Here is a 12833-nt window from a genome sequence, read left to right as displayed (position 1 = left end):
GCTTCCGGCGGGTCAGGTGCGTCGAGGGTCGGTGTAGGTGGCGCGCAGCTGTGCGACGACGTCGGCGCGGGTGGGCAGCGCGGCCGCGCGGTCGTGCGCGCGGCGCCGCAGGTCGGCGCGCTCGGCGTCGTCCGTGAGCACCCGCACGATCGCCGCGGCGACCGCGTCCGGGTCCCCGACGGGGACGAGGACGGCGGCGCCGCCGGTGACCTCGCGGGTGCCGCCCGCGTCGGTGGCGACGACGGCCGCGCCGGCGCGCAGCGCCTCCTGGAGGGCGATCGGTTGCCCCTCCCACACCGCGGTGCTCACGACGACGTCGGCCGCCCCGAGCAGCGCAGGGACGTCGTCCCGCGGGCCGAGGACACGCACACCCGTCCCGGCCGTGGTCCGCTCGAGCTCGCCGCGCAGTGGGCCCCCGCCGGCGACGAGCCACACCGCGTCGGGAGCAGCGCCGCGGACGAGGCGCGCCGCAGCGGCCAACGTGTCCAGTCCCTTCTGCGGGGCGAGGCGCGCGACCGTGACGATCAGCGGGGCGCTCGACGGCACACCGAGGTCGGCGCGGACGCTCACGGACGACTGGGCCCCGGTGACCGGCGCCGGGACGAGCGCACGAGCGACCTGGGCAGCGCCGCGCGCCCGGGCTCGGTCCACAAGATCGCCACTCACGCCCAGGACGACGTCGGCCCGAGCCACGACGCGTTCGAGCACCCCCGAGACCAGCCGCACCGACCGCCCCCCGACGGGCAGGTTGTGCAGCGTGACCACGACCCGTGGCCTGCCGCGCATGCCGCGCGTGGCCAGGACCGCGAGACCACCGGCGCGCAGTCCGTGCGCGTGCACGACGTCCGACCGCGCGGCCAGGCGTCGCAGGGCGAGCACGGTCGACGCGTCCCGCGGGTGCGGGCGGTCGGTGATTGGCAGCGACACGAAGGTACGGCCGACGAAGCGCGGCGACAGGTCGTCCGGACCGGCGACGACCACGTGCATCCCCGCGCCCGCAAGGTCGCTGCTCACCTCCGCGACGTGCCGGACGACACCGCCCGCGCTCGAGCCGAGCACCTGCAGCACGTTCATCGCGCCCCTCCCGGGCTTGCGGCGACCGCGGCCAGCGCGCGCACGGTCGGCCGGTCGGTCAGCCACACCACGAGGCCGTAGACGCCGAGCGCCACGATCGCGGCGGCGCCGATGCCCATCACGGCGGTGCCGAGGCCCGGCTCCGCGGCGGTGCCGAGCCAGTGGGTCCACCAGCGCATGAAGCCCTCGCCGACGACGCGGCCGGCGGTCGCCGCCACCGCCCCCCCGGCGACGGTCACGAGCACCGTCCGCCCGGCGCCGGCGAGCGCGTCGCGCCCGGCGACCCGCGTCATCGCGACCGCGGCCACGAGCGCACCGACCAGCATGCCGAGCGAGCTCCCGAGCCCGAGGGCCACGACGGTCCGGCCAGCGTCGCCGTCCGCGGGGACGAGCACGAGCGTCGCGACCACGGAGGCGACCACGACGGTCACCCACGCGGTCGCGTTCGCGAGGACCGCGACGCGGGAGCGCTCGAGCGCGTAGAGCGAGCGGGAGAGCAGGAACAGCGCTCCGAACCCGACGAGGCCCGGCGCCATGAACGTCAGGGCGGGGGCCATCGCGTCCATCACCGCGCCGTCACCGACGCCGATGTCCCGGAACATCGTGCTGACCGCCGGAGCGCACGCGGCGAGCGCCGCAGCACCCAGGCCGCCCAGCAGCACGACCGCACGCAACGATCCCGACGCCAGCCGAGCGAAGCCGCGGTCGTCGCCCTGCGCGACGCGCTCCGCCAGGCGCGGGAATGCGCTCGTGGCGAGGGGCACGGCGAGCACCGCGTACGGCAGCAGGTAGACGGCCTGGGTGTACTGGAATACCGGCCACGCGCCGACGCCGCCCCGGCGGTTGGACAGCCACATCGTGACCAGGACGGCGACCTGCTGGGCGAGCAGCGCGCCGGTCCCGGCCGCTGCCAGGCGGGTCGCGCGTCGAGCCACGCCGGGCGGGAAGCCGAGCCGTGGCCGCAGGCGCACCCCGAGGCGGAGCACCGGGACGACGAGCGGCAGGCTCAGGGCCGCGACACCCGCCGTGGTCCCCCACGCGAGCCACGCCACCGCGTCGTCGGGCACGTCGCCCGCGCGCTCGGGAACCCCGCCCGAGGCCGCAGCGAACACGACGTACGCGGCGAGCACGACGGCGGTCGACATGATCGGGGCGAAGGCGGGCCAGAAGAAGCGGCGATGAGCCTGCAGCACACCGATCAGCACGACACCGACGCCGTACAGCGGCACCTGGAGCGCGAACACGCGCAGGAAGAGGGCCGCGAGCGCGACCTGGTCGGGGGCAGCAGGCTCAGGTCCACGCAGGAAGAACCGGGCGAGCGGCTCGGCCACGAGCACGCAGACCACCGCGACGGGCACGAGCACGATGAGCGCCCAGGTGAGCATGGCCGACGCGATCCGGTCGACGTCACCCTTGACGTCGCGCGCGAGCGGGATGGCCAGGAGCGGGATCAGCGCGCCCGCGAGCGCTCCCCCGGCGGTGACCTCGAAGAGGACGTTCGGCAGCGTGTTGGCCGAGGTGTAGGCGGTGCCGACGGCGCCGTAGCCGACGGTCTGCGCCTGGACCATCCAGCGCACGAACCCGAGCACCCGGGACAGGACGGTGATCGCCGTGATCATCGCCGCTGCCCCCAGCAGGCTCGCCCCCCACGAGCGCCGCGTCACGCGCGCCGGCCCCAGGAGTCGATCCGGCGCAGCGCCGGGGTCTGCTCGATCACGCGCGAGAAGCTCACGCGCTCGCTCGCCAGGGTGAGGCCGACGACGCCGGTGAGCGCCAGGAGCCGGACCGGACGCGGGGCTGTCGACAGGCCCGCGCCGAGCACGGCACCGAGGGCGTTGGCGCCGCTGTCGCCGAGCATGTCGCGCTCGGCGAGGTCGGCCGGCGCTGCGGCAGCTGCGGCACCGAGGACGGCGCACCCTGCGCCGCGCGCGACGCCAGGACCGCCGAGCACCAGGGCGGCCGCGACGGCCGACCCTGCCTTGAGAGCGCGCCCCGGGCGCAGGTCGAGCAGGTTGAGCAGGTTCGCGGTGCCCGCGATCAGCCCGGTGTTCACGACGACGTCGGCGGCGCGCGCGGGGCCGCGTCCCCGGGTCAGGAGGACGGCCGCGACGAACGCTGATGCGCCGATGCCTGCGACCTTGAGCGCGCCGGTCGTCACGGTGCCCTCGCGCAGCGCTCCGAGGTGACCGCGCAGCCCCTTGACCTTGGTGTCCTCGTGCAGGTCGTCGTGCAGGCCGAAGGCACCTGCCCCGGCACCGGCCACCACCACACCCGCCACAGCACGCACGTCGCCGACAGCGAGCGCGCCGGCCGCCAGGCCGCCCAGAACCGCGGGGCCCTCGAGGAGGCTGATGGCCTCCCCGCGGTGGTTCACGCGCTCCCACCGGCTGGCGTCGAGGTTGCCGAGGGCGCCCCGGAGGGTGCGCGTCGTCGCGCCCGCGAGGAGCGCGGCGAGCGGCGCCCGGCTCATCCCTCGGATCCCTCCTGGTCGGCGTCGGCCGCGGACTCGTCGTCCTGCGCGGTCTCTTCCGCGAGCTCCCCGGCGACGTTGTCCTCCGGCTCGGGGGCCATGCGCGGCGTGCGGTCCACGGCGGCGAGCCGGATGACCGCGGGCACGATCCCCGTGGCGTCCGGCTGCACGCCGTACTGCCCGACCGTCCCGGACGCCCGCGCGGACAGGACCAGGGGAACGCTCACGACGCCCGCGAGATGGTCCCCCTGCGCGACGGTCGAGACCGTTGCGCGCAGGTCGGCGTCGTCGCGCACAGCGGCCAGCAGGGCACCGGGCTCCTCCCCGACGTCGACGACGACCACGGCCTCGGCGTACTGCTGCGCGGTGCGCGCCAGCGTCGTCAGGATGGTGATCTCGTTGTCCTCCGCCTGGGTCTCCTCCGGCGTCGTGTCGCCCTCGGCAGCCGGCCACTCGCCGACGAGGAGGATGAGGTCCGCGGGGCGCGCGTCCGGGCTGATCTCCACGAGCTCGCCCGCGACGAGCAGCTCCTGCAGCACCGTGGCTGCCTCCGAGTAGACAGTCGTGTCACTGCGGTCCACCTGGGTGAGCGACTGCGCGAGCGCGGCGGCCAGCTGCTGGTCGGTGGTCGCGCCGTCGGGTGCCTCGGTGAGGTACTGCCCGAGGCTCCCCGCCAGCGACTGCCGGAAGCTCGCCTGGCCCTCGCTCGTCCAGTTGTCCTGGAGCGTGACGAGTGCGCCGACACCGGCGCCGGCCGCCTGGAGCTGCGTGGTGATCGCCTCGAGCTCCTCGTCCGCGACGTCACCGATCTCGATGATGGCGACCTGGCGGCCCGGCAGCACCCCGACGAGCAGGTCGTCGGCGGTCTCCGCCACGAAGGCGTCCTGCGCGGCCGCCGCCTGGGTGGCGTCGTCCAGCTGGGCGCGCAGGTCTTCCTTGTCGGCGCGCAGCGACTCCACCTGCCCGGTGAGCTGGTCGCCGATCGCCTCCTTGAGCGGCCCGGCGCCGAGCACGATCCCGATGGAGAGCGCGAGGAACACCGAGATCAGGGAGACGAGGTGGTAGCGGAAGTCGATCACTGTGGCTGTGCTTCTTTCAGTCGAGGGGCGCCGGGCTGCTGGTCACTCGGGTGGCGAGGAGAACAGGCCAGTCAGCCAGCTCCAGAAGTCGTCCAGCTCGGCGCCGACGAGCCCGAACACTGTCTGTCCCGCGGTGGTGGACAGCAGCGCCACGAGCAGCGCGACGAGCCCGGCCGCGACGAGGAGCGCGACCTGGAGGTTGGAGATCCGGCGGCGATACAGCCGGGAGACGCCCTTGGCGTCCACGAACTTGCCGCCGATGCGCAGGCGCGTCAGGAACGTCGAGGCCATCCCGGCCCGCCCCTTGTCCAGGAACTCGACGAGCGTCGCGTGGGTGCCGATCGCGACGATCACCTCGGCACCCTTGTCGTCGGCGAGGAGCATCGCGATGTCCTCGCTCGTGCCCGTCGCCGGGAAGACGACGTGCGGCACGCCGAGGCGTTCGACCCGGGCCAGCCCGGGCGCCTTGCCGTCACGGTAGGCGTGCACGACGATCTCGGCGCCGCTGGTGAGCGCGCGGTCCGAGACCGAGTCCATGTCCCCGACGATGAGGTCGGGCTTCCAGCCCGCGTCCATGATCGCGTCGGCGCCGCCGTCGACGCCGATCATCACCGGGCGGTACTCCTTGATGTACGGGCGGAGCATCGCGAGGTCCTCGCGATAGTGGTAGCCGCGCACGACCACGAGGACCTGTCGGCCCTCGAGGCTGGTCGTGATGTCCGGGACGCCGACGCCGTCGAGCAGCAGGTCACGTTCGCGCCGGAGGTAGTCCATCGTGTTGGCGGCGAACGACTCGAGCTGGGCGGACAGTCCCTCGCGGGCGTCCGCCAGGGCGTCGGCGACCGTGCTCGCCGTCTGCGTGACGCCCTCGGCGACGAGGCGGTCCCCGTCGTACACGGCGCCGTCCTCGACCCGGACCCGACGGCCCTCGGGGAGCGTCATGATGTCCGGGCCCAGGTCGTCGATCAGCGGGATGCCCGCCTCGACGAGGATCTCCGGGCCAAGGTTGGGGTAGCGCCCCGAGATGGACCGGGCGGCGTTGAGGACGGCGGCGGGCCGGGCTGCGACGAGGGAGTCTGCGGCGACGCGGTCGATGTCGAGGTGGTCGATCACCGCGATGTCGCCGGGGCGCAGCCGCTTCGTCAGCGCCTTGGTCCGAGGGTCGACCCGGACCGGTCCGTGAAGGCCCGGCCCGGACTGTTCGAGGGCGCGCTGACGGCGCAGAGACAGTTTCATCGCCAGAATCATCCCACGGTGTCCGGGTCCGACGTCGTCACGGCACGCCTGCGGAGCACCGCCGGGTCAGGCCGCCGAGATCCGTGCCTGCGCCCCGAGCTCGAGCAGCTCGGCCGCATGGGTCAGGGCGGCGTCGGATCCGTCCTGGCCGCTGAGCATGCGCGCCAGCTCGGCCACCCGCTCCTCGTCCACCACCACCCGGACGTCCGACTGGGTGACGACGTCACCGGCGGCGTCCGACGACTTGGTCACCACGAGGTGGTGGTCCGCGTACGCGGCGACCTGCGCCAGGTGCGTGACCACGACGACCTGGGCGGTGCGCGCCAGGGCGGCGAGGCGCGCGCCGACCTCGAGCGCCGCGCGGCCACCGACGCCTGCGTCCACCTCGTCGAAGACGAAGGTGGCCGGCGCGGCACCCGCACGCTGAGCAGCCTGGGCGAGCACGACCTCGACGGCCAGCATGACCCGCGACAGCTCTCCTCCGGACGCACCCTTGCCGAGCGGCGTCGGCGGTGCGCCCGGGTGGGGGCGCAGGAGGATCGTGACGGCGTCGCGACCGTGGACCGCCGGCTCGGCAGGCTCCACCGTCACCTCGAGCTCCGCGCCGGCCATCGCAAGGCCAGCCAGCTCGGCGGTGACCGCCTGGGCCATCGCGGCACCGGCGTCGCTGCGGTTGCGCGTGATCTGTGCGGCGAGGTCGTCCAGGAGAGCGCCCAGGCGTTCCGACTCCGCCTGGAGGCCGGCGACCCGCTCGTCGCCCGAGTCGAGGTCGAGCAGCCGGAGCCCGGCCTCCGACGCCCAGGCGAGCACGCCGTCGACGTCGGTGCCGTGCGCACGGGCGAGCGTCCCCAGCTCCGCCCGGCGCGCGTGCGCGGACTCGAGGCTGGCGGGGTCCGCGGCCAGGCCGTGGGCGTAGCCGGAGACGTCAGCACCGACCTCGGCCACGAGGTAGCCGATCTCCGCGGCCCGCACCACGAACGGTTCGAGCCCGGGATCCACCCGGGCGGCGGCCTCGAGCTCGCGCCGGGCCTCCTCGACCAGCGCGGCGGCGGTGGGTGCGTCGTCGACGCCGAGCTCGTCACCGGTGAGGGCGGCGTGCGCGAGCGCCGTGTGCCCGCGCAGCTCCTCGACGTGCCCGAGGCGCGCGATGACGGCGTCGAGCTCCTGGTCCTCCCCCGGTTGCGGGGCGACGCGCTCGACCTCGGCGAGGGCGGTGCGCAGCGCGGCCGCCTCCCGCTCACGCTCGGCGCGCCGTTCCACGAGCTCGGCGATCTGCGCGTCGAGCTCCACGTGGCGCTGCCAGGCTTCCCGGTACCGCCCGAGCAGCGCGAGGTGGTCGGGTCCGGCGACGGCGTCGACGGTCGCGCGCTGCTGGGAGGGTGCGCGCAGGCGCAGCTGGTCGCTCTGGCCGTGCACGGTGACGAGATCGTCGGCGAGCTCCGCGAGCACCCCGACGGGCACGCTGCGCCCACCGAGGTGCGAGCGCGAGCGTCCCTGGCTGGCGACGGTGCGGACGATCACGAGCGAGCCGTCGTCGTCGAGCTCTCCTCCGGCCTCGGTGACGCGTTCCGCCACGGCCGACCCGGCGTCGACGAGGACGCGCCCCTCGACGGTCGCGCGCTCGGCGCCGGCGCGCACCCGCCCCTGGTCGGCCTTGCCGCCCATCAGGAGCGAGAGGCCGGTCAGCAGCATGGTCTTGCCCGCGCCGGTCTCTCCCGTGACCACGGTCAGCCCGCGCCCGAAGGGGATCTGGGCGCGACCGATCACCCCGAGGTTCTCGATCGTGATCTCCTCGAGCATCAGGCGCGGCCCTCTCCGGCGTTCGCGCCTGCGGCGTCGGCGGCAGCGGTCCCGCGCCACCCGACCACGGGCAGGGAGAACTTGTTGACCAGCCGGTCGGTGAACGGCGCCTGGCTGAGCCGCGCCAGGCGGACGGGCTCGCTGCTCCGACGCACCTCGACGCGGGAACCCTGCGGGAGCTCGAGCCGGCGGCGGCCGTCGAGTGTGAGCACGCCCGAAACCCGCGATCGGGCGAGCAGCTCGACAGCGAACATCGACCCGGGGCCGACCACGAGCGGTCGGGCGAACAGCGCGTGCGCAGCCACGGGTACCAGCAGCATCGCGTCGACGTCCGGCCAGATCACGGGTCCGCCGGCAGAGAAGGCGTGGGCAGTCGAGCCGGTGGCCGTGGCCATGACGACGCCGTCGCAGCCGAAGGAGGACAGCGGGCGGCCGTCGACCTCGATCGCGACCTCGATCATGCGGCTGCGGTCGCTCTTCTCGACGGTCGCCTCGTTCAGAGCCCAGCCCTGCACGGGCTCGGGCTCACCGGGGATCAGCACTGTGACGTCGACGACGGGTCGCTCCTCGACCTGGAAGTCACCGCTGGCCAAGCGCCTGACGGCGTCGCGCAGGTCGTCACGCTCGGACTCGGCGAGGAACCCCACGTGGCCGAGGTTCACGCCGAGGATCGGTGCCTCGCTGCCTCGGGTGAGCTCCGCAGCGCGCAGGATCGTCCCGTCGCCTCCGAGCACGACGACGATGTCCGCGTGCGCGAGGTCAGGGAGACGGCGACCCTCGAGCGAGTGCTCGGTGGGCGACGGCAGGTCCGCGGGCTCGTCCGGGTGCACGATGACCTCGAACCCCTCGGCGCGGAAGGCCTCCTCGGCCTCCGCGAGGGCGGTCAACGCTTCCGGACGTCCTCCGTGCGCGACGATCACCGCTGTGCGCGTCACTCGTTTCCTCCGTGGGCCTCGGGGTGCGCGTCGGCATCCGCTGGGTAGTAGGCGGTCCGGCCGGCCGCGTCGGCGACCGCAGCCCGGACTGCTTCCTGCACACTAGCCGTGCCTCGGGCAGCCGACCGCTGGAACCAGCAGAAGAACTCGCGGTTTCCGCTGGGACCCGGCAGCGAGCTCGCCGCCACCGCGACGAGCCGCAGCCCGCACTCGACAGCGGTGGTGACGACGTCGAGCACCGCGCTCTCGTGCGCCGCTGCGGTGCGCACGACGCCGTCACGTCCCAGGCGTTCGCGCCCGACCTCGAACTGAGGCTTCACCATGAGCAGCAGGTCCGCTCGCGGCGCTGCGCGCACCAGCGCGGGCAGCACAAGGCGCAGCGAGATGAACGAGAGGTCGGCGACGACGACGGTCGGCGCGTACGGCAGCGCCTCGGGCTGCAGCTCGCGTGCATTGCAGCCCTCGATGACGTGGACGCGCGGATCGCCGCGCAGCGTCGAGTCGAGCTGGCCGTGGCCGACGTCGAGCGCGATAACGCCCGCCGCGCCGCGCTCGAGCAGGACCTGGGTGAACCCGCCCGTGGACGCGCCGACGTCGAGGCACCGCGCGCCGGCGACCACGGGCGGAGCCGGACGTCCGTGGCTCGCGCCGACCTCGAGCGCGTCGAGCGCGCCGGCAAGCTTGTAGGCGGCGCGCGACACGTAGCTGCGGTCCGGTGCGTCGAGCGTCACCTCGGTCGCCGAGGACACCGGCAGCGCCGGCCGGGTCGCCACCGTCCCGTCGACCCGCACCGCGCCAGCCCGCACGAGCGCCGCGGCCCGGGTGCGCGAGGGCACGAGACCGCGGGCGACGAGCTCAGAATCGAGTCGTGCGGTCAGCGGTCAGTCCTCCTCGGCGAGGTGGGCACCCAGTGCCTGGTAGACGGCGTCGTACACGGGTACCTGCTCGGGTAGCGGGAGCGACTCGACGTCGTCGAGCGCCTCGAGCGCGCGCTCGAGGTCGGCGGGCTCTGCGGGATCCGTGGACATGGCGTCACCTTGCTCTCCGTGATGCGGAACGTGTCAGTGCGAGCCGATCGCGAACTCGGGGACCGTGGTGGGGTCGAGCTCGTGGCCGGCGTCGACGGCGTCCCACGCCGCCGCGCAGGCGCTGCGCACGAGGTCGAGCGTCGAGCCCGCCCGTTCGTCGAGCTCGAGGGCGCCGCCGACCACACGGGCGGCGGCTCCCTCGCACACCCACCAGTCACCCTCGGCCCGGGCGGGCGCGGGGTGCGCGGCGAGCAGGCCGCGCAGGTCCTCGGCGATGAAGTCGGGCCGCATCCCGGGCGCCGCGAGGACGTCGTCGCGCGCCGTGCTCACTCCGGTCAGCACGTGCAGCCCGGGGATCTGTCCGGCGCGTGCGCCGGCCAGGTCGGTGTCGAGCCGGTCGCCGACGACGAGGGGCGCGAGCGCCCCCGAGCGAGCGACGGCGATCTCGTACATTCGCGGCGACGGCTTGCCGGCGCTGTCGGGTCGCACGCCCGTCGCGTTCACCACGGCGCCGACCAGCGAGCCGTTGCCCGGGGCATAGCCACGCGCGGTGGGCAGCGACAGGTCGAGGTTCGACGCCACGTACCACGCGCCGTTCCCGACGGCGTAGGCGGCCTCGGCGAGGTCCTTCCACCCGAGCTCCGGGGCGAAGCCCTGCACGACGGCGTCGGGAGCGTCGTCCGCGGAGTCGCAGACCACGAGGCCCGCCTCACGCACCGCGGTGCGCAGGCCCGCTCCCCCGACGACCATCACCTTCGCGCCTTCGTCCAGGCGCTCCCGTAGGACGATCGCGGCAGCCTGGGCCGCCGTCATGACGTCCTGCGGCGTCGCGGGGATGTCGAGCTCGGTGAGCTGGTCCGACACCGAGGACGGCTCGCGCGACGCGTTGTTGGTCACGAACACCAACCGCATGCCACGTGCGCGCGCCTCGGCCAGTCCCGTGGCAGCGTGGTCGATCGGGTCGTGCCCGCGGTACGCAACTCCGTCGAGGTCGACGAGGGCGAGGTCGTACGCCTCAGCCAGGGGTCGAGCGCTGCCGAGCAGCGTCGCCCGCGTCACGCGTCCTTCCCGTCGTTCGTCTCGGCCTCGTCGGACTCGATGACAGCGTCGGCCACGTCTCCCTCGTCGTCTGAGCGCTCCGCCGCGGAGTCGTCGTCGATGGGCTCGCCGTCGATGACCTCGTCCGCGAGGTCGTAGACCACCACGTCCTCGTCGTCATCGTCGTCGTTGCCGTTGGTCGCGGCCAGGAGCCGACGGTCGACCGTAGCGAGCAGCTCGGCAGCGAGATCGCTGCGGCCGGAGGCGATGTAGATGTCGGCTCGCGCCTGCTTGACGCGTGCCTGCACCTCGGGTGAGACGCCGGTGAGGTCCAGCATGTCCAACGTGGCACCGGCTGCCTCGACCTCGTCGAGGTCGAGACGGGCTCCGGACGCCACCATGGCCAGCTCGGCGCGGCCGTCAGGGTCGAGGGTGCTGGCCTCGTCGGACGCAGCGAGGTCGAGCGCGCGGGCAGAACGCCCGAGCCCGCGCTCGCAGTCGGCCATCAGCGGGAGGTGCTCGGAGGACCCGTTCAGGCGCCGTACGGTGCGGAGCTCGCGCAGGGCCTCCGCATAGCGGCCCGTCCGGTAGGCGGCGATGCCGGCGGCTTCTCGGACGACGTCGATGCGTCCAGCGCGACGGACTGCCTCCTGGGCGTGCTCGTACGCGAGCTCAGGGTCCACGTCCAGCAGACGCGCAACCATGATCAGGTGCCGGCCGACGTCGTGCGCGTTGTCCTTGCTGAGGCCGCGCAGCGCGCCCCGGACGTCGCGCGGAAGCTCCGAGAACTCCACGTCCTCGGGCACCTCGGGACCGACAGGGCGTCGCTCTTCGCGTGCAGGACGCTCGAACGACGGGCGGTCGCCGTAGGACGGGCGGTCGCCACCACTGCGGGGACGGTCACCGTAGGAGGGACGGTCACCACCGCTACGGGGACGGTCACCGTAGGAGGGACGGTCACCACCGCTACGGGGACGGTCACCGTAGGAGGGACGGTCACCACCGCTACGGGGACGGTCACCGTACGAAGGACGGTCACCACCGCTACGGGGACGGTCACCCGAACTGGGCCGGTCGTCACGACGCGGGCGGTCGCCATACGAAGGACGGTCACCACCACTGCGCGAACGGTCACCATACGAAGGACGGTCCCCGCCGCTGCGCGGACGGTCAGCCGAACCGGAACGGTCACCGTAGGAGGGACGGTCCCCGCCGCTGCGCGGACGGTCACCCGAACTGGGCCGGTCGTCACGACGCGGGCGGTCGCCATACGAAGGACGGTCACCACCACTGCGCGAACGGTCACCATACGAAGGACGGTCACCACCACTGCGCGGTCGGTCGCCAAATGAGGGACGGTCACCACCACTGCGCGGACGGTCGGAGGAGCTGGGCCGGTCGTCACGACGCGGGCGGTCGCCATACGAGGGACGGTCACCACCGCTACGTGACCGGTCGCCGTAGGACGGCCGGTCCGCGCCGCTGCGCGGACGATCACCCGAACCGGAACGGTCACCGTAGGAGGGACGGTCGCCACCGGTGCGCGGACGGTCACCCGAGCTGGGCCGGTCGTCACGACGCGGTCGGTCACCGTAGGAGGGACGGTCGCCACCGCTGCGCGGACGATCACCCGAACCGGAACGGTCACCGTACGAAGGTCGGTCACCTCCGCTGCGGGAACGGTCGCCGTACGACGGCCGATCACCACCGCTGCGCGGACGGTCTCGACGATCGCGGTCCCCGCCCTTATCCGGACGGCCGCGGCCTGGGCCGCCCTTGCGATCGTCGCCGGAGCTGTTCCTCGGCTGATCCTCGGCGTTCACGATGTCGAAACCTCCACGATTGAGTTGCAGCCTCTATTGTCACACCCCGTCGAGCACTCCGGCGCCTCGAGGCGCGCCTGTGGAGCGGCCCGAGGCGTTCCGGCGCCCAGCACCGGCCGGCGTGGGGTGTGTGGGTACGACGAAGGCCCACCCCGGTGTCGGGGTGGGCCTTCGTGAATGGGTGTTCGGCGGCGTCCTACTCTCCCACCCCGTCTCCAGGGCAGTACCATCGGCGCTGAGAGGCTTAGCTTCCGGGTTCGGAATGGAGCCGGGCGTTTCCCTCTCGCTATGACCGCCGTAACTCTATGGAGATGTCTGGGCCCGAGGGTGCCACCGGTCAAGGTGTGGCT

At 73.9% G+C, this 12833-nt stretch carries 11 protein-coding genes and 1 rRNA gene; all 12 read right to left on the bottom strand.

Features of this window, described 5'->3' with window-relative positions:
• Window positions 1–12 precede the first annotated feature (12 nt).
• The 12 genes from BMZ30_RS05035 to rrf all read right to left on the bottom strand — a co-directional run bounded on the left by BMZ30_RS05035 (window position 13) and on the right by rrf (window position 12783).
• On the bottom strand, window positions 13–1074 hold the full coding sequence (locus BMZ30_RS05035; RefSeq protein ID WP_093377259.1) for a glycosyltransferase family 4 protein: 1062 nt from the start codon (window positions 1072–1074) through the stop codon (window positions 13–15).
• Window positions 1071–2693: a murein biosynthesis integral membrane protein MurJ gene (gene murJ / locus BMZ30_RS05030; protein WP_093377257.1), complete on the bottom strand. Its 1623-nt coding sequence runs from the start codon at window positions 2691–2693 to the stop codon at window positions 1071–1073. Before murJ ends, BMZ30_RS05035 begins: the two co-directional genes overlap by 4 nt.
• A 41-nt stretch (window positions 2694–2734) precedes the next feature.
• Entirely contained in the window at window positions 2735–3544 is an 810-nt protein-coding gene (locus tag BMZ30_RS05025) for a hypothetical protein (RefSeq protein ID WP_093375832.1), read from the bottom strand.
• Window positions 3541–4623, bottom strand: a complete 1083-nt coding sequence (locus BMZ30_RS05020) for a copper transporter (protein WP_093375830.1) — start codon at window positions 4621–4623, stop codon at window positions 3541–3543. The genes BMZ30_RS05025 and BMZ30_RS05020 overlap by 4 nt, the downstream gene beginning before the upstream one ends.
• A 42-nt stretch (window positions 4624–4665) precedes the next feature.
• Entirely contained in the window at window positions 4666–5859 is a 1194-nt protein-coding gene (gene steA / locus BMZ30_RS05015) for a putative cytokinetic ring protein SteA (RefSeq protein ID WP_093375828.1), read from the bottom strand.
• Window positions 5860–5925: 66 nt separating this feature from the next.
• Complete coding sequence (recN, locus tag BMZ30_RS05010; protein WP_093375826.1) at window positions 5926–7659, bottom strand: DNA repair protein RecN; 1734 nt, start codon at window positions 7657–7659, stop codon at window positions 5926–5928.
• A complete protein-coding gene (locus tag BMZ30_RS05005) occupies window positions 7659–8594 on the bottom strand; it encodes an NAD kinase (RefSeq protein WP_093375824.1) in 936 nt (311 codons plus the stop codon). Before BMZ30_RS05005 ends, recN begins: the two co-directional genes overlap by 1 nt.
• Window positions 8591–9430, bottom strand: coding sequence for a TlyA family RNA methyltransferase (locus BMZ30_RS05000; RefSeq protein WP_229828624.1), 840 nt, complete (start codon window positions 9428–9430; stop codon window positions 8591–8593). Before BMZ30_RS05000 ends, BMZ30_RS05005 begins: the two co-directional genes overlap by 4 nt.
• Before the next feature lie 45 nt (window positions 9431–9475).
• On the bottom strand, window positions 9476–9622 hold the full coding sequence (locus BMZ30_RS13675) for a hypothetical protein (protein ID WP_177191286.1): 147 nt from the start codon (window positions 9620–9622) through the stop codon (window positions 9476–9478).
• A gap of 33 nt (window positions 9623–9655) precedes the next feature.
• Window positions 9656–10681, bottom strand: a complete 1026-nt coding sequence (locus BMZ30_RS04995) for an HAD-IIA family hydrolase (protein ID WP_093375820.1) — start codon at window positions 10679–10681, stop codon at window positions 9656–9658.
• On the bottom strand, window positions 10678–11466 hold the full coding sequence (locus BMZ30_RS04990; RefSeq protein ID WP_093375817.1) for a tetratricopeptide repeat protein: 789 nt from the start codon (window positions 11464–11466) through the stop codon (window positions 10678–10680). Before BMZ30_RS04990 ends, BMZ30_RS04995 begins: the two co-directional genes overlap by 4 nt.
• Window positions 11467–12666: 1200 nt before the next feature.
• Window positions 12667–12783: ribosomal RNA gene (gene rrf / locus BMZ30_RS04985) — 5S ribosomal RNA — on the bottom strand.
• Between the last annotated feature and the right edge of the window lie 50 nt (window positions 12784–12833).

Origin of the sequence: Flavimobilis marinus (genome assembly GCF_900113055.1) — a bacterium.
Lineage (GTDB): Bacteria > Actinomycetota > Actinomycetes > Actinomycetales > Cellulomonadaceae > Flavimobilis > Flavimobilis marinus.
This window is presented reverse-complemented; position numbering and strand designations above follow the sequence as displayed.

What these genes read in the sequence shown, in the direction of transcription:
- BMZ30_RS13675 (WP_177191286.1), bottom strand. Translation starts at nt 9,622, where the DNA reads ATGTCCACGGATCCCGCAGAGCCCGCCGACCTCGAGCGCGCGCTCGAG.
- murJ (WP_093377257.1), bottom strand. Translation starts at nt 2,693, where the DNA reads ATGATCACGGCGATCACCGTCCTGTCCCGGGTGCTCGGGTTCGTGCGC.
- steA (WP_093375828.1), bottom strand. Translation starts at nt 5,859, where the DNA reads ATGAAACTGTCTCTGCGCCGTCAGCGCGCCCTCGAACAGTCCGGGCCG.
- BMZ30_RS05025 (WP_093375832.1), bottom strand. Translation starts at nt 3,544, where the DNA reads ATGAGCCGGGCGCCGCTCGCCGCGCTCCTCGCGGGCGCGACGACGCGC.
- BMZ30_RS05035 (WP_093377259.1), bottom strand. Translation starts at nt 1,074, where the DNA reads ATGAACGTGCTGCAGGTGCTCGGCTCGAGCGCGGGCGGTGTCGTCCGG.
- recN (WP_093375826.1), bottom strand. Translation starts at nt 7,659, where the DNA reads ATGCTCGAGGAGATCACGATCGAGAACCTCGGGGTGATCGGTCGCGCC.